Source organism: Methylobacterium sp. J-048 (assembly GCF_022829515.1).
In the GTDB taxonomy this organism is placed as follows: Bacteria; Pseudomonadota; Alphaproteobacteria; order Rhizobiales; family Beijerinckiaceae; genus Methylobacterium.
In genome coordinates this window covers 18,670-40,151 of sequence record NZ_JAKSYL010000204.1, presented here as the reverse complement: position 1 = coordinate 40,151, position 21,482 = coordinate 18,670, and the positions used below count along the sequence as shown (strand labels likewise).

Sequence of the window (21,482 nt, the reverse complement as noted above, 5' to 3'; positions counted from 1 at the left end):
GGCCCCGACGAATTCCTCGCCGGAGCCGCTGATTGTCGTCCGCGCCATGCCGCGCGGCAAGTGTCGGAGACGCGGGCGGCTCAGAGCCTCTCACAAAATTCCCGCGGCACCATCGCGTGCAGAGGGAGCACTCCCGGGAACCGGGAGTTTTGTGAGGTGCTCTTAAGCCTCGCCCTCGTCGAGGTCGTCCTCGGTCGGCTTGGCGTTCTCCAAAATCTTCTCGGCGACCAAGCCGGAATTCTGGCGGATCGAGGCTTCGATCTTGCCGGCGATCTCGGGGTTGTCGCGCAAAAACCCCTTCGAGTTCTCGCGGCCCTGGCCGAGGCGCTGGCTGTTGTAGGAGAACCAGGCGCCGGACTTCTCGACGATGCCGGCCTTCACGCCGAGATCGATCAGCTCGCCCACCTTCGACACGCCTTCGCCGAACATGATGTCGAACTCGACCTGCTTGAACGGCGGCGCGACCTTGTTCTTGACGACCTTGACGCGGACCTGGTTGCCGATCGCCTCGTCGCGGTCCTTCAGGGTCGAAATCCGGCGGATGTCGAGGCGCACCGAGGCGTAGAACTTCAGCGCGTTGCCGCCGGTGGTGGTCTCCGGGCTGCCGTACATCACGCCGATCTTCATCCGGATCTGGTTGATGAAGATCACCATGCAGTTCGAGCGCGAGATCGAACCGGTGAGCTTGCGCAGGGCCTGGCTCATCAGGCGGGCCTGGAGGCCGGGCTGGCTCTCGCCCATCTCGCCCTCGATCTCGGCCCGCGGGGTCAGCGCGGCGACCGAGTCGACCACCAGCACGTCGATGGCGCCCGAGCGCACCAGCGTGTCGGTGATCTCCAGCGCCTGCTCGCCGGTGTCGGGCTGCGAGATCAGCAGGTCGTCGAGATTGACCCCGAGCTTGCGGGCATAGATCGGATCGAGGGCGTGCTCGGCATCCACGAACGCGCAGACGCCGCCCTTCTTCTGGGCCTCGGCGATCGTGTGCAAGGCCAGGGTGGTCTTGCCGGACGATTCGGGCCCGTAGATCTCGACGACCCGGCCCCGGGGCAGGCCGCCGACGCCGAGGGCGATGTCGAGCCCGATCGAGCCGGTCGAGACCGTTTCGACCTCCTGCACCTTGTCGTTCTTGCCGAGCCGCATGATCGAGCCCTTGCCGAAGGCGCGTTCGATCTGGGACAGGGCGGCGTCGATTGCCTTGGACTTATCCTTGTCCTTGTCCGCCGGGGGCATGTCGACCACTTTCAATGCAGGCTGGGCCATCTGGCGGGCTCCTTATGAAGGGGTTGCGCGCCATTCACAACGCGCGTCAACACCAGACACGTGTACCTGTTTTGTTCTATTCGGGCAAGGGCTGCAGATATGAGAACGCCGCCCTTGCGGGGGCGGCGCGCAGGTTCTCCACCGGGGTTATGCCGGCGCGATGTCAGTCGGCGGCCATGGTCTTCTTCACGGTCTCGACCAGCTGCTTCAGGCTGAAGGGCTTCGGCAGGAAGTTGAAGGCCTCGCCCTCGGGCAGGTTCTTGCGGAACGCGTCCTCGGCGTAGCCCGAGACGAAGATTACCTTCAGGTCCGGCTGGTGCTTGCGGACCTCGCGCAGCAGCGTCGGCCCGTCCATCTCGGGCATCACCACGTCGGAGACGACGAGATCGATCGGCTGGCTGCCCTCGCGCACGATCGCCAGTGCCTCCAGGCCGGAGGCCGCCTCCAGCACCGTGTAGCCCCGGGCCGAGAGCGCCCGGCTGTTGACCGCCCGGACGGGATCCTCGTCCTCCACCAGCAGGATCGTCCCCTGTCCGGTATGGTCGGCCGCGGGCTTGCGCGGGGCCGGCTTCTCCGAAGCCGGACTCTTCTGGGCGCCGGCCCTGGCGGCTTCGCCTTCGCCGTTCGGCTTGGCCGAGCGCGCGGAGGCCGGCGCCGGCATGTCGGCTCGCGGCAGGGCCGGAATTGCCGGCGCGGCCTCTTCCGGCTCGGCCACCGGGATATGGCGCGGCAGGTAGATCCGGAACGCCGTCCCCTCCCCGATCTTCGATTGCACGTCGATGGTGCCGCCGGATTGCTTGACGATGCCGAACACCGTCGAGAGCCCGAGGCCGGTGCCCTTGCCGATCTCCTTGGTGGTGAAGAACGGCTCGAAGATTTTCTCCATCAGCTCGGCCGGGATGCCCTGCCCGGTGTCGCGCACCTCGATCAGCACGTGGTCGCCCGCCGGCGCGCCGCCGCGTCCCTCCACGGCCGCCGAGGGACCCGGATCGGTCACGTTCTCGGTGCGGATCATCAGCTTGCCGCCGTCCGGCATCGCGTCGCGGGCGTTGACCGCGAGATTCACGATCACCTGCTCGAACTGATTGACGTCGGCCTTCACCGGCCAGACGTCGCGGCCGTGCTTCAGTTCCAGGGTCACGCGCTCGCCCAGCAGCCGCTTGAGCAGCAGGGTCAGCTCCGAGAGCCCCTCCCCGACATGCATCACCTCCGGGCGCAGGGTCTGGCGGCGGGAGAACGCCAGGAGCTGGCGGACGAGGCCCGCCGCCCGGTTGGCGTTCTGCTTGATCTGCATGATGTCCTGGAAGGCCGGGTCGGTCGGCCGGTGGCTCGCCAGCAGCAGGTCCGAGTAGCCGATGATCGCCTGCAGGACGTTGTTGAAATCGTGCGCGATGCCGCCGGCGAGCTGGCCCACCGCGTTCATCTTCTGGGCCTGGGCGACCTGCTGCTCCAGTTGCCGCTGCGCCGTGGTGTCGAGGGCGTACAGGATGACGCGCTCGGCCTCGTCGGCCTTCTGGGTCGCGTCGCTGCTGTCGGCCGGGCTGAGCCAGAGCCGCGCCGAGCGCCCGCCCGGGCCGCTGAGCTGGACCTCGATCGGCTCCGGGTCGGACAGGCCGCTCGCGGCCCGGGCGAGGCCTGCCTCCAGGGAGGCACGGTCGACCACGGAGTCGGCGACGTTGGGCTCGGCACCCTGATTGCTCTCGCCCTCCGGGCCGCCCTCGTCGGCCTGGCGCGGCACCGTGCCGAACAGGCGGGTGAACGAGGTGTTGGCCCGGGCGATCCGGCCGGACCGGTCGAGGGTCGCGATGGCGATCGGGGAGTTGTTGAGGAATCGGGCGAGCCGCACCTCGGCCGCGCGCTGCGGCTCGTCGGTCTCGGCCCCGGCCGAGCGGTTGATCACGAAGGTGCGTGACGAGCCGGGCTTGCCGTCCTTGCCGAACGCCACCCGGTGGTACAGCCGCACCGGCAGGGTGTGGCCGTTGCGGCGGCGCAGGTCGAGGTCGAACCGGTCGGTGCGGACCTCCCCGGGCAGGCCGGCGGTGCGGACCAGGACGTCGGCTTCCGGGGCGATCTCGGTGAGGTGCGGGCCGCCGGGGCCGACGCTCGCCAGGTCGTAGCCGAGCCAGGCCGCCAGCGTCGCGTTCATGTAGACGATCGCGCCGGCCGGATCGATCGACAGGAAGCCCGCCGGGGCATGGTCGAGATAGTCGATCGCGTGCTGGAGTTCCTGGAAGACGTTCTCCTGGCGCTCGCGCTCGGCGGTGATGTCGGCCACCGTCCAGAGCGAAGCGGCCCGGCGCGGGCGCGCCAGGGGACGCACCGAGACCCGGTACCAGCCGAAGCCGCGCTCGTGCGCCTGCGGCCCGAGCGGCGGCGACATCCGGATCTCTTCGGTGTGCGCGCGTCCATCGCGCGACGCCTGCGACAGGCGGTAGACCGCCTCCGAGACCTCCGGCGAGCCGACCAGGATGCGCTCCACCGGCACAAGGTTCGAGAAGGCATCGCCCCCGGCCACCCGCAGATAGGCCTCGTTGGCGTAGATCAGGCGGCCGCCATCCTCGACCACCAGCGCCCCGTCCGGCGAGGCGTCGACGATGCCCTTGGTGATGTCGTCGCGGGTGGCGGTGCCGCTGAGCTGGAGCGCCCCGATCGCCAGGGCGAACAGGAAGAACACGCCGGCCATCGCCAGCAGGGCGAGCAGCCAGACGATCAGCGACTGCGCCTGCTCGTTGGCCACGAAGGACAGGCCGATGGCGGCCCCGACCAGCAGGCCCGCGAGCACGAGCAGCAGCCCGACCCGGCCCGGCTGCTCCGAGCGGTCGATCGCGCCGTTACCCTGCGAATTCGAGATCTGCGTGCCCGTAACGGGCGCCGGAGGTCCAGTGACGTCGGCCATCGGCATCATTCCAGAACAATCACCCGGTTAGGCCCGCCGGCCATAGCAGGGCTCGGGCAGCACGGCACCACTCTCGTCGCGCCGGTCGTGTCGCGCCAAGCCTTGGCGCAGCCTCGCGAAAAAAGGTGGAGGAAGCGTGGCTTTTCCGCGCCTTCGGATATGGCGTGGCACGCCGGCGCGATGGACGGCCGTCTCGGCAGACCTCATATTGTGTTTGCATATCGAGGACAGGGGGAGTCGGCGATGGCCACGGCACGGCGACAGGAAACGGGCTCAGGCAGCCCGCGCGTGCGCGTCAGCAACACGGCAGCGAACATGATTGCGTCGCTGCATCCCTTCGACAAGGCCCAGGCCGAAGCCGCGCTGGCGACGATCAAGGCGAGCGTGCTCGACGAGGGGAAGGTCAGGAAGATCGTCGGGGTCGACAACGCCTTCGTCGCGCCTGCCGGCGATCTGCGCGTGCTCTTCGAGAACGAGGGCGACGCGATCGTCATCACCTCGATCGTCGCCCGAGACTGATGGCGAAGCCCTATTTCGACGTCCACGTCTTCAATCTGACGGACGCGGAGGCCGAACTCGCGGAATTCAGACTCCTCCTCGACACCAACGCCGACCTTGCCGAGCGCGATCAGGTGCTCGGCAACTTCAAGACCTGGCCCAACCTCTGCGCCCTGATGGGTCAGTACAATTCCCGTCTGGGCATCGGCGATCTGATCAAGCGCGAGTTCCGGATTCTCCCCCATTTCCGGACCGATCTCACCGTCCGCCGCGCCGGGACCGATAATATCTGCCTGATCGAGTTCGAGGGCGCGTCCGACCGGCATATTTTTGAAGCGAGTGAGCGCGGTATCGATACGTGGGCGCGCGCCTTCGAGAAGGGATTCAGCCAAGTCGTCGATTGGACCTGGGCGCTCGATCATTATCGCAAGACCGCCGATTACGTGGACGCCTTCGGCGGCGAGCGGCCCAATATCGTGGGCGTACTCGTCATCGGCCGCTCCACCTCCTTATCGACCTCGGTCCGCAAGGATCGGTGGGAGTGGCGGCGCAACAAGGTCAAGGCCGACAGCTTCACGCTGATCCTCGTGACGTTCGACGAATTGTATCGCGACTTCGACAGGTGGCTCGGCCTCAGAAGGATGGATGCCGGAATCTCCTGACGGGTCGCGGACATACCCAGAGCTGTACGGTTGGAAAGCGACGTCTTCACTGTGAGCGTGGGTTGCCGCCGGCCGCTCCTCCAAATCCTTGGCGTCGGCCCTCTACCCGGGTGGCAATGTCACGGCCTCGAGACCGAGCGGGCGCAGGTCTGGCGGCGCCGGTGTTACGCCGCCCTCCGGCGCAGGCGCAGGACGAAGCCGATCACTTCCGCCACCGCCCGGTAATGCTCGGCCGGGATCTCGCGGTCGATCTCCACGGTGGCGTGCAGCGCCCGGGCGAGCGGCGGGTTCTCGATCACCGCGACGCCGTGCTCGGCCGCCACGGTGCGGATCCGCAGGGCCAGGGCGTCGACGCCCTTGGCGACACAGATCGGCGCGGCCATGCCGGCCTCGTAGCGCAAAGCCACCGCGTAGTGGGTCGGGTTGGTCACCACCACAGTGGCGGTCGGCACGGCGGTCATCATCCGCTTCTTCGCCCGGGCCATGCGGATCTGCTTCATGCGACCCTTGATCTCCGGGTTGCCGTCCGCCTCCTTCATCTCCTGCTTCATCTCCTCCTTCGACATGCGGTGGCGCTTGCGCCAGCGGAAGCGCGCGTAGAGCGCGTCGCCCAGCGTGATCGCCAGGTGCATGCACAGCATGCCGGCGAGCAGCCGCAGGCTGAGGGAGAAGATCGCCGGCAGGCAGCCGGCCGGATCGAGCTTCGCGAACACCTCCAGCCGGTCGCGGTCGTTCCACAGCAGCACGCCGCCGACGATGCCGACCGCGCCGATCTTGGCCAGCCCCTTGCCGAACTGGAACAGCGCCTCGATCCCCATCAGCCGCTTGATCCCGGCCATCGGCGAGATGCGGTCGAATTTCGGCATCAGGGTTTCGGTGGTGAGGACCAGCGGGTGCTGCAGGAGGCCGGCGGCGAGGCCGGCCGCCGCCGCCATCCCGACCGGCACCGCCACGGCCTCGAGCCACAGCCACAGGCCCCGAGTCGCCGCCTGCTTCATGGCGGTGGCGTCGTCCGGCAGGGTGTGGGCGTTGGCGAGATAGGCCTTGAGGCCCTGTGTCAGGTTCTGGGCGATGGTCGGGGCCGCGATCACCAGGGCCAGCGTGAACGCGGCGAGGATCGCGAAGGTGTTGATCTCGGCGCTGGTCGCGACGTCGCCGCGCTCGATCGCCTGGTCGAGCCGCCGCTGGGTCGGCTCTTCGGTCTTGTCTTCCTGCTCCGCGCCCTCGGCCATCTTTTTTGCTCGACCTCAGTGCGTGTGGACGCTCAGCGCCCGACGAACTCGCCGAGATACCGGCCGAGATCGTCCAGGAAAACGCCCATCATGACGCCGAGCGAGCCCATCAGGATCAGCATGCCGATGAGCACCGAGGCCGGAACCGCCAGGAAGAACACCTGCAATTGCGGCATCAGCCGCGACAGCACCCCGAGCCCGAGGTTGAACAGCAGCCCGAAGGCGATGAACGGCCCGGAGATCTGCACCGCCAGGGTGAAGCCCCGGGTCAGCGCCTTGAGCGCCAGCATCAGTGCGTCCGAGAAGGCCGGGACCCCGTCCGGGGGCAGCACCACGTAGCTCTGCGCCAACCCCTCGATGGCGAGGTGGTGCAGGTCTGCAGCGAAGATCAGCGTGACGCCGAGCAGCGACAGGAAGTTTCCGAGCGCCGCCTGCTGCCCGCCGTAGCTCGGGTCCACCGTCATGGCGTAGGCCAAGCCGAGCTGCTGCGAGATGATCAGCCCGGCGGTCTGCAGGGCGGCCAGCACCATCCGGACCGACAGGCCGAGCACCAGCCCGACGATCGTCTCGGCGAACAGCAGCCCGATCAGCCGGGGTCCGGCCAGGCCCTCGGTGCCGCCCAGCAGCGGGCGCACGGACGGGAACAGCACCAGCGTGGTCAGCAGCGCGAAGGACAGCCGCATCCGCGGCGACACCATCTGCTCGCCGACGCCGGGCATCAGCATGATCAGCGTGCCGACCCGGGCGAAGGTGATCAGGTAGGCCGAGGCGATGCCGGGCAGGAGCAGGTTCATCGCCGCCCCTATGGCACGGGCACGCCGCCCCTGTCGCGCCCGGGGTCGCCATCACCCGCCCATCGCGATGCGGGCGGCGATGCGGGTCATGTAGCCCGCCATGGCGTCGCCGATGAACGGCAGCATCAGCAGGAGTGCGGCGAACACCGCGACGATCTTGGGCACGTAGATCAGGGTCTGCTCCTGGACCTGCGTCAGGGCCTGGACCAGCGAGACGACCAGCCCGACCGCGAGCGCGACCAGCATCAGCGGGCCGGCGACCTTGAGGAACACGAAGATGCCGTCGCGCGCGACGTCGAGGATGGCCAGGCCGGTCATGGAGTAACTTGCTCAAAAGGGAGGCAGGGGAAATCCGGGATCGGCCGGGATATGCTTAGATCTGCATCCGCATGATCTCTTCGTAGGCAGAGATCATGCGGTCGCGCACCGCCACCATGGTCTGCAGGGCGGTCTCGCTCTCGGCCACCGCGGTGACCACGTCGACGACGTTGGCCTTGCCGGAGGCCGCCGAGACCGCCTGGCCGTCGGCCCGCCGCCCGGCATCGCCGACAGTGTCCAGGGCGTTGCCGAGGAGCTGCATGAAGTTGCCGCCGGCTTCGCCGGTCGACTGGACCTTTGGGGTGGGCCGGCCGCTGGCCATGCCCTGGACGGCGGCGTAGGCACCGGCCGCGAAATTGCTCGTCGCCATCGCTAGCTATCCTTCGCGTTCACTTCAGGATCGACAGCGTCTGCGACAGCATCTTGCGCGTGGACGTCACCATGTTGAGGTTCGCCTCGTAGGAGCGCTGGGCTTCGCGCAGGTCCATATTCTCGATCAGCGCGTTGACGTTGGGCATCTGCACCTCGCCCCGGGCGTTGGCCGCCGGATTGCCGGGCTCGTACTTGGTCCGGAACGCGGTCTGGTCGCGCCGGACCCGCCCGGCCTCCACCAGCTTGGCCCCGCTGTCCGGGTCCATGTGACTGGTGAAGGACGGGATCTTGCGCCGGTACGGCTCGGTCCCGGCCGAGGCCGGGGCGGAATCCGCGTTGGCGATGTTCTCGGCGATGATCCGCATCCGACCGGACTGCGCCTTGAGGCCGGCGGCCGCCACGGTGAGCGACTTGCTGAATTCCATGGCTCAGGGCCCTCCTCCGCCGCGATTGGGCGACGCGTCCAGTCCGGTTCCGGCGCGGTCAGCTCTTGCCGATGGCGATCTTCAGGGTGGTCAGGCTGTGCTGGTAGAGTGAGGCGGCGAGCTGGTAGTCCGACTGGTTGTCGCCGGCCTTCATCATCTCGTCCTCGAGGTTGACCGCGTTGCCGCTCGGGCGGATCTCGAAGCGCTTGGCGCCCTTGGCATCGGCCCCGGCCTCCGACTGACCGGACGGCGCGATATGGGCGGGGCTGGTCAGCGTCAGGCCCGGAGAAGCGGTGACCGCCGCCCCGGTAGCCCGGTCGAAACGCAGATCGGCCAGGTCGCGCGGCTTGAAGCCCGGCATGTCGGCGTTGGCGACGTTCTCGGCGATCAGACCCTGGCGCGCCTGGGCCCATTGCATCCGGGTGCGCAGCATCCCGAGGATGGGCAGGTCGGTCAGGGCCACGTTCGCCTCCGGTCTCGCGATGCCGCGCGAGATCGGGCGGGCTCGGCAAAATCTGCCGCCTGCGTGGTTAACGCATGGTTAAACGCGGGCGATGCCGGCTCCCGTCGGGTCAACCCAGGCGTGGGCGCGCGGTCACGTTCCTGGGGATGGCGGCCGACGGTGCTTCACAACCTCTTGTCTAGATGGCGCTAAACTTAAGGGCCTGTTAACGAAGTCTTAACGTCGTTTGCCTTGCCGGCCCGTCGGCGTGGTATGAGCGAGGCTCGTGCCGGGCGCGGCCCTGCGGCGGCCGAAACGTGCGAGTGCGTAACCTTGCCATGGCTGCAATCCGTGTTCGGTTCTGAGGGCTCCCCCATCGTCCAGTATGTCGTGATCTTCGCCGTCATCTTCACGGCGTTGGCCGCGATCGTGTTCACGGTGCGGCGCCTCACCGGACGCAGCCTGACCCTGCCTGGGCGCACGCCGGCCCGCGGCCGCCAGCCTCGGCTCGGGATCGTCGACGTCTACGAGCTCGACCGCGCCCGGCAGTTGATCCTGCTGCGCCGGGACAATGTCGAGCATCTGCTGCTGGTGGGCGGCCCCAACGACGTGGTGGTCGAGCGCAACATCCAGCGCAGCCAGCGCCCGATGCCCGAGGCGACCTTGCGCGCCGACGGCGGGTCCGAGCCCCTGGCCGAGCCGCTGCCGGATCCGATGGCGCAGGGCGGCCGCTTGGCCGAGCCGCCCCGGGCTCTCGCCGAAATCGCCGGCCGCCGCTCCGAGCCACTGTTCGACCCGGGTTTCGAGATGCCCGTCGTCGTACCGCCGCCGGTCCCGCGCTCCGGCGCCGCGCCGCCGGTGACCTTCCCGCTCGACGTCAACCTGCTGGGCGGCGACGAGCCGGGCCAGGAGGTGTCGACGCCCGCATTGCTGCAGCCCCGCGCGGCGGAACCGGTCCCGCCGGTCCTCCGGGACACGCTCTCGCCCCGCCGGATCCTGAGCCGCACCGCGCCGCCTCTGGCCGAGCCGCGGCTCAATCCCGCCTCGGAGCGCAAGTTCGAGCCCGCCCCCGAACCCATCTCCGAGCCGGCCACGGAGCCCGCCCCCCAGCCCTTCCGGCCCGCGCCGAGCCTGAATGTCCCGTCCGAGCGCCGGACCGTCGATCCGGCGGTGCTCTCCGACATGGCCCGGCAGCTCCAGGCCGCCCTGTCGCGCCCGGCCTCGGCGGTGACGCCCGCGCCGCTCGCGCCGGCGCCCGAGCCGGTGGATCCGGTGGCCGCGATGATGGCGGCTGCGCCGCCGCCTCCTGCATCTCCCCCGCCCCCTGCCCCGCCGGTCGCTCCGCCGCCGGCGCCGCGGATGCCGTCGCCCCCGCCCGAGCTGCCGCCGATCGTACCTCCGACGCCCGAGCCTCCGGCTCCCCGGCCGACGGCGCCCGTGGCATCTCCTGCGCCCGCCCCGCCGACTGCGCCCCCCGCGCCGCCGCGGCCCGAGCCGAAGACCGCCGGCAACCCGTTCTCGGTGGAGGAGATCGAAGCCGAGTTCGCGCGCCTGCTGGGTCGTCCGCTCGACAAGCGGAGCTGACGCCTCGCGCTAACGGACGGTTAACCGCTTTTCGGGAGTCTCGGGCCCTCAGGAGGACCCGATGCTCGACCTGGACGCACAGACCGCTCAGCGAAGCCGCGCCTACCGGGCGTTCAAGCTCGACCGCGCCGGCCGCGTCTCGTCGGCCGAGATCATCCCGGCCGAGGACGACACGCAGGCCCGTCGCCGCGCACGGGCCATGGTCCGGGACGCGGCAGTCGAGCTGTGGGACCGCACCCGGTTCCTCGCCCGCTACGAGCCGGTGACGGGCCGCGCCTGAGCGGCGGCGCTCGAACCACCGACCTCAGTCGTACGCCGATTCCCGCATGGCCAGCACGGCGCCGAAGCTCAGAACCGCCGCGGCCGCGAGATAGAAGCCGACGAACCCGATCCCGCCATAGGACGCCAGTTCCTGGGCGATGTAGGGCGCGCCCGAGGCGCCCAGGATCCCGGCGAGGTTGTAGGTGACCGAGGCGCCGGTGTAGCGGATCCGGGTCGGGAACAGCTCGGGCAGGACGGCGCCCATCGGGCCGAACACCCAGCCCATCGCCAGCAGGCTGAGGCACAGGAAGCCCAGCACCGGCGGCCAGGTCCCGGCGGCGGCCGCGTTCCCCAGCATCGGCCCCATCAGGAAGCCGAGCGCGAACACCGCGGCCATCCCGGAGAGCAGCACCGGCTTGCGCCCGAACCGGTCGGCCGCGGCCCCGGAGATCACGGTCCCGATCGCCATGAAGCAGACCGCGATGCACTCGAACAGCAGGAAGGTCGGCCGGGTGTAGCCCAGCGTGCCGGTGCCGTAGCCCAGCGCGAACACCGTCGAGAGGTAGAACACCGCGTAGACCGCCACCATGGCGAAGGTCCCGATCAGGACCGCGCGGCCGTGCTGGGTGAGCATCGTGGCGAAGGGTACGCGCTCGGGCCGCGCCTCGCTGAGCGCCGCCTTGAAGGCCGGCGTCTCGGTGAGCTTCAGGCGCACGTATAGGCCGACCCCGACCAGGGAAGCTGAGGCCAGGAACGGCAGGCGCCAGCCCCAGGCCTGAAAACTCGCGGGCGACAGGCCGAAGCTGAGGGCCAGGAAGCCGAGATTGGCCAAGATGAAGCCGACCGGCGCGCCGAGTTGCGGAAAGATGCCGTACCAGGCGCGCTTGCCCGGCGGCGCGTTCTCCACCGCCAGCAGGGCGGCCCCGCCCCACTCGCCGCCGAAGCCGATGCCCTGGCCGCAGCGCAGGACGCACAGGGCGGCGGGCGCCCACCAGCCGGCCGTAGCGTAGGTCGGCAGGCAGCCGATCAGGACGGTGGACAGGCCCATGATCAGCAGCGACGCCACCAGGGTCGCCTTGCGGCCGACGCGGTCGCCGAAATGCCCGAACAGGGCCGCCCCGAACGGCCGCGCGATGAACGCGATCGCGAAGGTCGCGAACGCGCTGAGCTGCTGCACCCCGGGTGCGCCCGCCGGAAAGAAGACCGGGCCGATCACCAGGGCGGTGGCCGTCGCGTAGATATAGAAATCGAAGAACTCGATCGCGGTGCCGACGAAGCTCGCGGCCAGGATGCGGCCGGGACTGGCGCTCGGGGCGGCGCCTTGAGGGCCCGCGGTCTCGACGGTTTGCGGCATGATCTGTGGGACTCGGGCGGTACGGTGCCGCTTAAGACTGATCGCGGCGCTTTCGCACGGGGCGGCCCCCGCGGAAACCCTGAATCCCACCGGCCGGCGGCGTAGCTGTGCGATGCCGCGACGGCGGCCTTGCGTTCGCCTGTCCCCTTCGCCAAGCTGATCGGCCTGTTTTCGTGAGGGATGCCGGCCGCGGCGCCCTCCCACATCACTTGAGTACTGCGATGAGAGTCACCGTCGAGCGCGCGGCCCTGCTCAGGTCGCTCGGCCACGTGCACCGGGTCGTCGAGCGCCGCAACACGATCCCGATCCTGTCGAACGTGCTCCTGCGTTCGGACGGGTCGAGCCTGCAGCTCCGCGCGACCGACCTCGATATCGAGGTCACCGAGAGCGTGCCGGCCGACGTGGCCGATCCCGGCGCCACCACGGTGCCGGCGCACGTGATCTACGACATCGTGCGCAAGCTGCCCGACGGCGCCCAGGTCTCCCTGGAGACCGGCGGCGAATCCGGCCAGATGACGATCCGCTCGGGCCGGTCGCGCTTCGCGCTGGGCGCCCTGCCGGAGGGCGACTTCCCGGATCTCGCCGCCGGCGAGATGCCGCACGGCTTCGAGATCGCGAGCGCCGACCTCAAGCGCCTGATCGACAAGACGCAGTTCGCGATCTCCACCGAGGAGACGCGCTACTACCTCAACGGCATCTACCTGCACACGCTGGAGACCGAGGCCGGCCCGGTGATGCGCGCGGTCGCCACCGACGGCCACCGCCTCGCCCGGGTCGAGATCCCGGCCCCGCAGGGCAGCGTCGGCATGCCCGGCGTGATCGTCCCCCGCAAGGCGGTGGCCGAGATCCAGAAGCTCCTGGACGACGGCGGCGAGACCGTCGCGGTCGACCTGTCGCCCGCCAAGATCCGCCTGCGCTTCGCCGGCGGCCTGACCCTGATCTCGAAGCTGATCGACGGCACCTTCCCGGACTACCAGCGGGTGATCCCGGCCAACAACGACAAGCGCCTGACCGTGCAGCGCGACGCCTTCGCCAAAGCGGTGGACCGGGTCTCGACGATCTCGTCCGAGCGCGGCCGCGCCGTGAAGCTCGGCCTCACCGAGGGGCGCCTGGCGCTCTCGGTCAACAACCCGGATTCGGGCAGCGCCACGGAAGAGCTCGACGTCGATTACGAGGCGGCCGGCCTCGATATCGGCTTCAACGCCCGCTACCTGCTCGACATCACCGCCCAGCTCGAGGGCGACACCGCCCTGTTCAAGCTCGCCGACCCGGGCTCGCCGACCCTGATCCAGGACCGCGAGGGCGCGCCGGCCCTGTACGTGCTGATGCCGATGCGGGTGTAGGGTTTCGCCGTGCCGAGCCAGCCCGCCCGCGATCCTCATCAAGAGGCCTCGCTCGATCAGCCGACCGCCGCCGGTGTCGGGGTGCCGATCCGGGCGGACGATCATCTCGCGATGTTGCGAGCGGCTTGGCGGGAGGGTGTCGCGAGTGGGGACTACGAACCGCTCGACGCGACGCTGGACGCTTTGGCAGCGCGTTTCGCCGATCCGAGAAACGCCGAGCTCTGACCTTCATCGTCGTGCCGAACTGAAGCAGGTCCGGCCGCTGGCGAAACGGCCGGCGGCACAATATTCATCCGAACCCGGCCACTTCATCCCGAGGTGCCGGAGCGCAGCGTCGGCCTCTCGGGAGGCTTGCGGATCGCGCAAAGAATTCTGGCGGCCTCCTGCGTGGGGCGCCGACGCGGGCGCCTCAGAACGAGGCGATTGGACAGGATGGTCGAACCAAAGGGGGCGGTGAGCATCGTCCGGCTCGCTCCCCGGATCCACCGATGACCGATATTCTCGATGCGGAGATCGAGACCAGCGGGCCGACCCAGCGCATCACCCGGTTGATCGCCCGCGACTTCCGCAACCACGCCGATCTCGAACTCAACCCCGGCGCCCGCTTCGTGGCCCTGGTCGGCGAGAACGGCGCCGGCAAGACCAACCTGCTTGAGGCGATCTCCCTGTTCGTGCCGGGCCGTGGCCTGCGCCGGGCCGAGTTCGCAGCCATGGCGCGCGCGGACGGCCCGGGGGGCTTCGCCGTCTCGCTCACCCTGGACCGGGACGGCGCCGAGCATCGGCTCGGCACGGGGCTGGAACCGCCGGGGCCGGACGGGCGCACGAGCCGGCTCTGCCGGATCGACGGCGCCCCCGCGTCCTCGCCGGTGGCGTTCAGCGAGTTCGTTCGGGTGGTCTGGCTGACACCGGATCTCGACGGGCTGTTCCGCGGCGCCGCCGGCGACCGGCGCCGGTTCCTCGACCGCCTCGTCCTGGCGGTGGATGCCGGCCACGGGGCGCGGGTCTCCGCCATGGAGCGGGCCCTGCGCTCGCGCAACCGCCTCTTGGAGGACCGCCCCGATGACGGCCGCTGGCTCGACGCCGTGGAGCGGGAGGTCGCCGAACTCGGCGTCGCCGTGGCGCTCGCCCGCCGGGAGACTGCCGAGCGCCTGGACCGGCTGATCGCCGAGACCCGGGACGACGCCCAGCCCTTTCCCTGGGCATCGATCCGGCTGGAGGGCGACCTCGACGACCTCGTGGCGGTCTGGCCGGCGATCGAGGCGGAGGACCGCTTCCGCCTAGCCCTGCGCAACGGCCGCAACCGCGACCGGGCCGCCGGCCGCACCCTCACGGGGCCCCAGACCACCGATCTCGTGGTCCGCCACGGCCCCAAGGACGTCCCGGCCGGCACCGCCTCGACAGGCGAGCAGAAAGCCTTGCTGATCGGCTTGGTCCTGGCCCATGCCCGGCTGGTGCGGGCGATGAGCGGCATCGCCCCGATGATCCTGCTCGACGAGGTCGCGGCGCATCTCGACCCGCGCCGCCGGGCCGGCCTGTTCGAGGCCCTCGACGCGCTGCCCGGCCAGGTCTGGATGACCGGCGCCGACCCGGCCGCCTTCGCGCAGGCGGGCGACCGGACCGAGGTGCTGCGGATCGGGGGGTGACGGGAGGAGGTCGGGCTGTCGGCCGCCCGTACCGAATTCAGGATCGGATCGCTGTCACGACGCGCGCCGCAGGGTGATCCGCGTCAGCTCGGACGGACGCCCGAGGCGAAGGGCGAAGCCGGGCCACAGCGCGGTGCCGTTGCTGACGTAGAGCAGCATCGCCCCGACCCGGTACGCCCCGGAGACGAACCCGGCATTGCCGCGCGCCACCAGCCGGTCCAGGCCGCGGATCATGCCGCCGTGGGTATGCCCCGACAGCTGCAGCGCCACCCCGCGCGACGCGGCCCGCGCGGCCCGCGCCGGCTGGTGATCGAGCAGCACGATCGGGGCGCCCGCCGGCGTACCCGCCAGGGCGGCCTCGAGGTCGGGGCCCGGGTGGCCGGTGGCCGGCGCCGAGCGGTCGGTCACGCCCGCCAGCACCAGCGCACCGCCGTCGCGCCGCAGGACCGTGTGGGCGTTGGCGAGGATGCGGATCTCCAGCCCTGCGAGGTGGCGCATCCAGGCATCGTGATCGAAGAAGTACTCGTGGTTGCCCGGCACGGCCCAGACGCCGTCCCGCGCCCGCAAGGCGCGCAGGGGCTCGACATCGTCCCGTCGGGACGCGAGCGAACCGTCGATGAAGTCGCCGGTGACCGCGATCAGGTCGGTGCCGAGGTCGTTGGCGCGCACGACGACGGCCCGCGCCCAGGCCGCTGGGAACAGGCGGCTGATATGCAGGTCGGTCAGGTGCAGGATCGTGTAGCCGTCGAAGCCGGCGGGCAGGTCCGCGATCGGGACGGTGAGATCCTTCAACGGCGGCACGCGCACGGCCTGCCGCACGGCGATCGCCGCCAGGATCGCGGCCACGAGGAGCACCACGTAGCGCCAGGCGGCGGGGATCGCCCAACCACCCCCGGGCAGGGCCAGGGAGACCAGCGCTGCCACATCGAGGGTAAGCAGCATGGGGGCCGCCAGCGCGATCGCGCCGAACGCCCCATTGAACAGGACCACCACCGGGCGGGGGAACTCGGGTGCGAAGACCGATCCGGAGGAGAGGCGGCTCCACAGGTGGAACTGGGACGCGACCAGCAAGGCAGCAGCCACGCCCAGTTTAAGGGCAAGCGGCCATGGCAAGGGCCACACCCCCCGCGCGATGACGTAGACAGCGGGCAGGCTGGGGATGAGGCGGATCATGGGCCTCTCCATGGACCGGGCGACGCCCTGAAGGCAAAGCTTGCCGTGCGGCATGCGGGACGGGTTTGGCCCGATCCGGGTTCCTCGCCGGATCCGGACGCCGAAACGTTTTCGCCACAGTCTCGACCTAAAGGCCGAGCTTGTCAGTCGGGATCGGCCTTGCCAATCTAAAGCTTAGCCGTACGCGCGATTGGTAGAGGCCGGAGCGTTACCGCATCGGGCCGCGGATCATAGGAAGTCCGGGATCATGATCAGGGACGGTTGGGACGCCGGTGCCGGCGACAGGGATGACGCCGCTCTGCGCGGGCGTCCGGCGGGGCTTCTCAGCCGCCGGTCGTTTCTGGCCGGATCGGCCGCCGGTCTCGGCGCGCTGGGACTTGCCGGCTGCGCGACCTCCGACGGCCTGCTCCTCGCCGAGGCGGCGAAGGTCTACGGGCCGATGCCCGACGAGAAGTTTCCGATCCCGGCGGTCGACATCAGCAAGGTCGATCCGAAGTACTATCGTCGGACGGTCCGCTACGACACGAAGGAGGCCGCCGGCACGATCATCGTCGATCCCGGCAACTACTACGTCTACCGCGTCGAGGGCGACGGATCCGCCACCCGGTACGGCGCCAATGTCGGCCGCGACGGGTTCCTGTGGAGCGGCGACGCCTATGTCGGCCGCAAGTCCGAATGGGCGACCTGGACGCCGCCCAAGGAGATGATCAAGCGCCAGCCCGAGGCGGCCAAATACGCCCGCGGCATGCCGGGCGGCCTCGACAACCCGCTCGGCGCCCGCACCCTCCATCTCTACCAGAACGGCGCCTATACGCTCTACACGATCTACGCCAGCAGCGATCCCGAGACGATCGGCTCCGGGATCACGAGCGGGTGCGTCGGCCTGCTCAGCCAGGACATGATCCACCTCTACGCGCGCACACCGGTCAAGACGAAGGTGGTCGTCCTGCCGGCGTAGGCAGCGGACGTTCGGCTTTGCGCCCGGTGCGGACGGTACCGGGCGTCGCTCTCATCCGGCCGGAATACGATGTTCACACATCGGCCAGTTGAAGGCGGAACGCGCTCTCCTCCCCCTTGCGGGGAGGAGTTGGAGGTGGGGGTGGTTCAGAAGGCACCGTGACGCGCAATCCTGCACCACCCCCACCCCTGACCCCTCCCCGCAAGGGGGAGGGGAAAACGCGCGATTTTTCAAACGTTTGCTGCCGGACTCGCTGGGTGACTCTGCAAGCCCGCTCGGGTCCCCGCGAGGACGGCGCGGCTTACGCCGCCCGTACGGTGGCGAGGAAGCGCGAGACCTCGGCACCCAGATGCTCCGACTGGCGCGACAGCTCGCCGGCCGCATCGAGCACCTGGCTCGCGGCGGAGCCGGTCTCCTCGGAGGCCTGGGCCACGCCGGCGATGTTGCTCGTGACCTCGTTGGTCCCGGTGGCCGCCTGGGCGACGTTGCGCACGATCTCCTGGGTGGCGGCGCCCTGCTCCTCGACCGCCGCGGCGATCGAGGTCGCCACCGAGTCGATCTCCCGGATGCGCGCGGTGATGCCTCCGATCGCCGTGACGGCCTGGCCGGTCACGCCCTGGATCTGCCCGATCTGCTGACTGATCTCCTCGGTCGCCTTGGCGGTCTGGGCCGCCAGCTCCTTCACCTCGGACGCGACCACGGCAAAGCCTCGCCCCGCCTCCCCGGCCCGGGCCGCCTCGATCGTGGCGTTGAGCGCCAGCAGGTTGGTCTGGCCGGCGATGGTCGAGATCAGCCCGACCATGTCGCCGATGCGGGTGGCCGCCTGGCTGAGCGCCTGCACGAGATGATGGGTCTGGTCCGCCTCGCCGACCGCCGTCTGGGCGAGGCTGGCCGAGCCCAGGACCTGCCGGCCGATCTCCTGCACGGACGAGCCCAGCTCCTCGGCGGCGGCCGCCACGGTCTCGACATTGGCGGCGGCTTCCTCGGCGGCGGCCGCCACCGTGGTGGACTGGCTGGCGGTCTGCGTGGCGCTCGCCGTCATGGTCTGGGCGGTCGCCTGCAGCTCCGTCGCGGACGACGAGACCAGGCCGACGATGCCGCCAACGGCGCGCTCGAACCCGTCGGCCAGCTCCAGCATGGTCCGCTTGCGCGCGGCCGCAGCGGCTTCCTCGGCGATGCGCCGGATTTCGGCGTCCTCGGCGGCCTTTTGGGCGACCATCGCCTTGATGCCCTCCACGGCCTTGCCGACGGCGCCGATCTCGTCCTTGCGAGCGGCCTCGGCGATCTCGGCATCGATCTCGCCCCGCGCCATCCGCTGCAGGACGGCGACGAGGCGGTCGAGCGGGCGGGTGATGCCGACCATCGCGATGAACGCCGCCGCGATCAGGCCGACGAGCATCCCGGCGCCGCTGAAGATCATCAGGGTGAGGCGTGTGGCGTTGGTCTGGGCCGTCAGGTCGTCGGACCCCTTCTGCATGTAGGCGTTGATGTCGTTGGCGAGCGCGTTGCCCTCCACCGCCAGGCCGGAAAAGATCGGGTCGATCGCCGAATGGACCAGCGTGATCGCCTCGTCGTTCTGATTGGCGCTGCCGAGGCGGCGCACCTCGGTCACGTCCTGCAGGAACCGGTCGATCCGCGCCTCCAGCGTCTCGACCCGGCTCGCGAATCGGGGGGCACGATCGTGCAGAGACTGGAGCGTCGCCTTCAGGTTGGGCACGGCGGCCTCGAACCCGGCATTGGCGGACGCGATCTGGGCCGCGTCGGTCTCGGCGATGATCCGATAGACGTAGTAGTTGAGTTCGAAGACGAAGCGGTTGATGCGGCGGCTCTGTGCCACGGCGATGGCGTCGTTGCTGATGAACGCGCTATAGCCGTCGTCGATCTGGCTCATCCGCGACTGGGCGTACCAGACCCCGGCGCCGACCATGACGCCGATCAGGGTGACGATGGTCAACAGCTTGGTGATAATCTTGAGATTCGACAGGCGCGGCATGTCTGTTTGGTTCCGGCAGGCCAGGTCGGTCCCGAATCGCGGACCTGATCAGGATCCATGATACCGCAGCCCGGTTAATCCTGCCCTAAAATCTGAACTGTTCATGCGGGAGGGAGCAATTTTGTGATTTCAGTAAAATGTTTTTGCCAATTGAGTTGAAGGATCGAGGCCGATAGCGACGGATTCAGCAAGAAGAAAGATCCGAAAACATGATCCGTCGAGGGCGCATATCGGGCCGTGTCGAACGAAGTCTTTAATTCGAGCTCGTAATCCGAGCATCGCCTTGCAAGCGACGTTCGGTGGCCGTGCCATGGCGGTGGGGCGCCGCGACGGGATGTCCGCCCTTTCCGCCGGGCGGGGACGGCGCCACATAGGCCGCGTCCCGAATTCTTCGCAGGAACCGGAATGTCCAAGCCCGTCCATGCCATGATCCGCGTCCGCGACGAAGAGCGCGCGCGGGATTACTACGCGCGCGCCTTCGGCTTCGAGCCCGCCGACCGCTACGACTTCGACGATTTCACGCTGATCTACCTGCGCGACCCGGCCTCGCCGTTCGAGCTCGAGCTCACGGTGAACAAGAGCCGCGACAAGCCCTACGATCTCGGCGACGGCTACGGCCACATCGCCGTCGTGGTCGACGACGTCGAGGCCGAGCACGCCCGGCACGTCCGCGAAGGTTTTCCGGCCACGGACGTGAAGGCCCTCAAGCACGGCGAGACCGTGCTGGCGCGGTTCTTCTTCGCCACCGACCCGGACGGCTACAAGATCGAGGTCATCCAGCGCGGCGGCCGTTTCGCCTGAGCGTCCCGCCATCCCGACACGCGACACATCCGAGCCTCATGCCCGAGACCACCCGCATCGTCTGCATCCGCCACGGCGAATCGACCTTCAACGCCGCCCATCGTCTCGGGGGCGGCGATCCCGGCCACCTCGACGCCCGGCTGACCCCGCGGGGCCAGGCACAGGCCCGCGAGGCGCGCGAGCGCCTGACGGACATCCCGTTCGAGCTGGTGGTGGTCTCGCCGCTGACCCGGGCGATCGAGACCGCGGCGATCCTGTTCGGCGAGCACCCGAACCAGCCGCGCGTGCTGGTCGAGGTGCTGCACCGGGAATGCCAGGAGAGCAGCTGCGACGTCGGCCGGGCCGCCTCCGAGATCGCCGCCGAGTTCCCGCATCTCGATGTCGGGCACCTGCCCGAGATCTGGTGGCACGCGGAGCCCGGCTGCGAGGTCGGCGGCTACCCGGTGGAGCCGCGCCCCCTGTTCGACGCCCGCGTCGCCGGGTTCCGGGACTGGCTGCGGGCGCGCCCCGAGACGACCATCGCGGTGGTCGGTCACGGGACGTTCTTCTATCACCTCACCGGCACGTTCCTGGAGAACTGCGCCTCCATCGAGCTGGATCTCACGGCCGAGCCCGCCCTGGCCTGATCAGGCCAAAGCGCCGGCCCGGGCCGCATCGAGGCGCGCGCGGGCGCCGGGCAGGTCGATCTCCAACGCCTGCCGGCCGATGGTGAGCGCGTTGTCGAGGATCGCGCAGGCCCGCGCCCAGGTATCCTGTACGAACGGGGCCGCGCCCTCGGCGACCTCGGCGGCGCAGCGGGCATCCTCGGCGGCGCGCTGTGCCGCCGTCGCGGTACGGGCGACCGCGGATTGCAGCGCGCCGTCCCGCCAGCGCCGCGCCCGGGCGGCCTCCTGCGCGAGCGCGCCGCCTCGCCATTCGGCCGAGCGCGCGGCCACCAGCGCCAGGGGCAGGTCCGGCGCCCCGGCGCAGGCCTCGGCATGCTCGGCCATGCCGGCGCGGGCGCAGAGCGGCGCCAGGATCTGCCGGATGCTCTCCAGGGCGAGACGCCGGGTGCGAGCGGCTTCTACCGCCGGCCGGTCCGCGCTGCCGGAGAGCCGCAGCACGAAGGCGATCAATTGCGGCCGGGCCTCGTCCGGCATCGCGTCGTTGAGACCCAGCGCGTAGGCCGCGATCGGGCGGGAGAAGCAGGGCGGGCAATCGGCACTGGAGCGGATCGCCCGGTAAGGCAGTCCCGCGGCCACGATCGCCGCCTCGTTGATGCAGGTCCCGCCATCGGGGCCCGGGAACGGATGCGATCCGGCCAGCAGGCGCCAGTTCAGGATCGTCTGGAAGTCGGCGTGCATCCGCGCTCCTCCGCCTCAAGACGGCAGCGTGACACGCGCCGGTCCCGTTGGCGAGACGCGATTTCGCGTCCGGCGCCCCGAGATCCCAGGGCTCCGCCCTGGAGCCGCAAAAGGTCTCGACCTTTTGAAT

At 69.9% G+C, this 21,482-nt stretch carries 22 protein-coding genes; 10 read left to right on the top strand and 12 right to left on the bottom strand.

The features are described 5' to 3' along the window. Positions 1-162 precede the first annotated feature (162 nt). Entirely contained in the window at positions 163-1,230 is a 1,068-nt protein-coding gene (gene recA / locus MKL09_RS20670; RefSeq protein ID WP_409566958.1) for a recombinase RecA, read from the bottom strand. Between the two features lie 193 nt (positions 1,231-1,423). After that, positions 1,424-4,156 carry a cell cycle histidine kinase CckA gene (gene cckA / locus MKL09_RS20665; protein WP_244023250.1) on the bottom strand — a complete coding sequence of 911 codons (2,733 nt, stop codon included), beginning with the start codon at positions 4,154-4,156 and terminating at the stop codon, positions 1,424-1,426. Positions 4,157-4,399: 243 nt separating this feature from the next. Here cckA and MKL09_RS20660 point away from each other — a divergent pair, with 243 nt between their 5' ends. Further along, complete coding sequence (locus MKL09_RS20660; protein ID WP_244023248.1) at positions 4,400-4,675, top strand: hypothetical protein; 276 nt, start codon at positions 4,400-4,402, stop codon at positions 4,673-4,675. Beyond that, positions 4,675-5,316, top strand: coding sequence for a Shedu anti-phage system protein SduA domain-containing protein (locus MKL09_RS20655; RefSeq protein ID WP_244023246.1), 642 nt, complete (start codon positions 4,675-4,677; stop codon positions 5,314-5,316). Before MKL09_RS20660 ends, MKL09_RS20655 begins: the two co-directional genes overlap by 1 nt. 164 nt (positions 5,317-5,480) lie before the next feature. On the opposite strand, the gene flhB is transcribed toward MKL09_RS20655, so the two are convergent. From flhB to flgB, 6 genes are read right to left on the bottom strand one after another with little or no spacing between them, the layout of a single operon-like run. After that, positions 5,481-6,548 (bottom strand): flagellar biosynthesis protein FlhB, encoded by a 1,068-nt coding sequence (gene flhB / locus MKL09_RS20650; protein ID WP_244023244.1) that lies wholly within the window; start codon positions 6,546-6,548, stop codon positions 5,481-5,483. A 32-nt stretch (positions 6,549-6,580) separates the two neighbouring features. After that, positions 6,581-7,342, bottom strand: coding sequence for a flagellar biosynthetic protein FliR (fliR, locus tag MKL09_RS20645; RefSeq protein ID WP_244023242.1), 762 nt, complete (start codon positions 7,340-7,342; stop codon positions 6,581-6,583). Between the two features lie 51 nt (positions 7,343-7,393). Next, positions 7,394-7,660, bottom strand: a complete 267-nt coding sequence (gene fliQ / locus MKL09_RS20640) for a flagellar biosynthesis protein FliQ (RefSeq protein ID WP_244023240.1) — start codon at positions 7,658-7,660, stop codon at positions 7,394-7,396. Between the two features lie 55 nt (positions 7,661-7,715). Next, positions 7,716-8,030 (bottom strand): flagellar hook-basal body complex protein FliE, encoded by a 315-nt coding sequence (fliE, locus tag MKL09_RS20635; protein ID WP_244023238.1) that lies wholly within the window; start codon positions 8,028-8,030, stop codon positions 7,716-7,718. A 19-nt stretch (positions 8,031-8,049) separates the two neighbouring features. Next, entirely contained in the window at positions 8,050-8,457 is a 408-nt protein-coding gene (gene flgC, locus MKL09_RS20630) for a flagellar basal body rod protein FlgC (RefSeq protein ID WP_244023237.1), read from the bottom strand. A gap of 58 nt (positions 8,458-8,515) precedes the next feature. Next, positions 8,516-8,920: a flagellar basal body rod protein FlgB gene (gene flgB / locus MKL09_RS20625; RefSeq protein WP_244023235.1), complete on the bottom strand. Its 405-nt coding sequence runs from the start codon at positions 8,918-8,920 to the stop codon at positions 8,516-8,518. A 330-nt stretch (positions 8,921-9,250) separates the two neighbouring features. Between flgB and MKL09_RS20620 the strand changes: the two genes are divergently transcribed. Beyond that, the gene (locus MKL09_RS20620) at positions 9,251-10,483 is read left to right on the top strand and encodes a hypothetical protein (protein WP_244023233.1); all 1,233 of its coding nucleotides are present in this window, start codon (positions 9,251-9,253) and stop codon (positions 10,481-10,483) included. 61 nt (positions 10,484-10,544) lie between these two features. Further along, a complete protein-coding gene (locus MKL09_RS20615) occupies positions 10,545-10,763 on the top strand; it encodes a hypothetical protein (RefSeq protein ID WP_244023231.1) in 219 nt (72 codons plus the stop codon). A 24-nt stretch (positions 10,764-10,787) separates the two neighbouring features. Here MKL09_RS20615 and MKL09_RS20610 read toward each other — a convergent pair whose 3' ends face one another. Then, on the bottom strand, positions 10,788-12,098 hold the full coding sequence (locus MKL09_RS20610) for an MFS transporter (RefSeq protein WP_244023229.1): 1,311 nt from the start codon (positions 12,096-12,098) through the stop codon (positions 10,788-10,790). Positions 12,099-12,319: 221 nt separating this feature from the next. On the opposite strand from MKL09_RS20610, the gene dnaN reads away from it, so the two are divergent. The 3 genes from dnaN (at position 12,320) to recF (ending at position 15,084) form a co-directional block, all read left to right on the top strand. After that, positions 12,320-13,441, top strand: coding sequence for a DNA polymerase III subunit beta (dnaN, locus tag MKL09_RS20605; protein WP_244023227.1), 1,122 nt, complete (start codon positions 12,320-12,322; stop codon positions 13,439-13,441). 9 nt (positions 13,442-13,450) lie between these two features. Further along, positions 13,451-13,666, top strand: a complete 216-nt coding sequence (locus tag MKL09_RS20600) for a hypothetical protein (protein WP_244023225.1) — start codon at positions 13,451-13,453, stop codon at positions 13,664-13,666. Between the two features lie 263 nt (positions 13,667-13,929). Further along, positions 13,930-15,084 (top strand): DNA replication/repair protein RecF, encoded by a 1,155-nt coding sequence (recF, locus tag MKL09_RS20595; RefSeq protein ID WP_244023223.1) that lies wholly within the window; start codon positions 13,930-13,932, stop codon positions 15,082-15,084. Positions 15,085-15,138: 54 nt separating this feature from the next. On the opposite strand, the gene MKL09_RS20590 is transcribed toward recF, so the two are convergent. Then, on the bottom strand, positions 15,139-16,257 hold the full coding sequence (locus MKL09_RS20590; protein ID WP_244023221.1) for a metallophosphoesterase: 1,119 nt from the start codon (positions 16,255-16,257) through the stop codon (positions 15,139-15,141). Positions 16,258-16,504: 247 nt separating this feature from the next. Between MKL09_RS20590 and MKL09_RS20585 the strand changes: the two genes are divergently transcribed. Continuing rightward, positions 16,505-17,215, top strand: a complete 711-nt coding sequence (locus MKL09_RS20585) for a L,D-transpeptidase (RefSeq protein ID WP_244023219.1) — start codon at positions 16,505-16,507, stop codon at positions 17,213-17,215. A 301-nt stretch (positions 17,216-17,516) separates the two neighbouring features. On the opposite strand, the gene MKL09_RS20580 is transcribed toward MKL09_RS20585, so the two are convergent. Continuing rightward, positions 17,517-19,208 (bottom strand): methyl-accepting chemotaxis protein, encoded by a 1,692-nt coding sequence (locus MKL09_RS20580; protein WP_244023217.1) that lies wholly within the window; start codon positions 19,206-19,208, stop codon positions 17,517-17,519. 405 nt (positions 19,209-19,613) lie between these two features. On the opposite strand from MKL09_RS20580, the gene MKL09_RS20575 reads away from it, so the two are divergent. Beyond that, positions 19,614-20,009 (top strand): VOC family protein, encoded by a 396-nt coding sequence (locus MKL09_RS20575; RefSeq protein ID WP_244023215.1) that lies wholly within the window; start codon positions 19,614-19,616, stop codon positions 20,007-20,009. 38 nt (positions 20,010-20,047) lie between these two features. After that, the gene (locus MKL09_RS20570) at positions 20,048-20,635 is read left to right on the top strand and encodes a histidine phosphatase family protein (RefSeq protein ID WP_244023213.1); all 588 of its coding nucleotides are present in this window, start codon (positions 20,048-20,050) and stop codon (positions 20,633-20,635) included. Here MKL09_RS20570 and MKL09_RS20565 read toward each other — a convergent pair whose 3' ends face one another. After that, positions 20,636-21,352, bottom strand: coding sequence for a hypothetical protein (locus MKL09_RS20565; RefSeq protein ID WP_244023211.1), 717 nt, complete (start codon positions 21,350-21,352; stop codon positions 20,636-20,638). Positions 21,353-21,482: the final 130 nt, after the last annotated feature.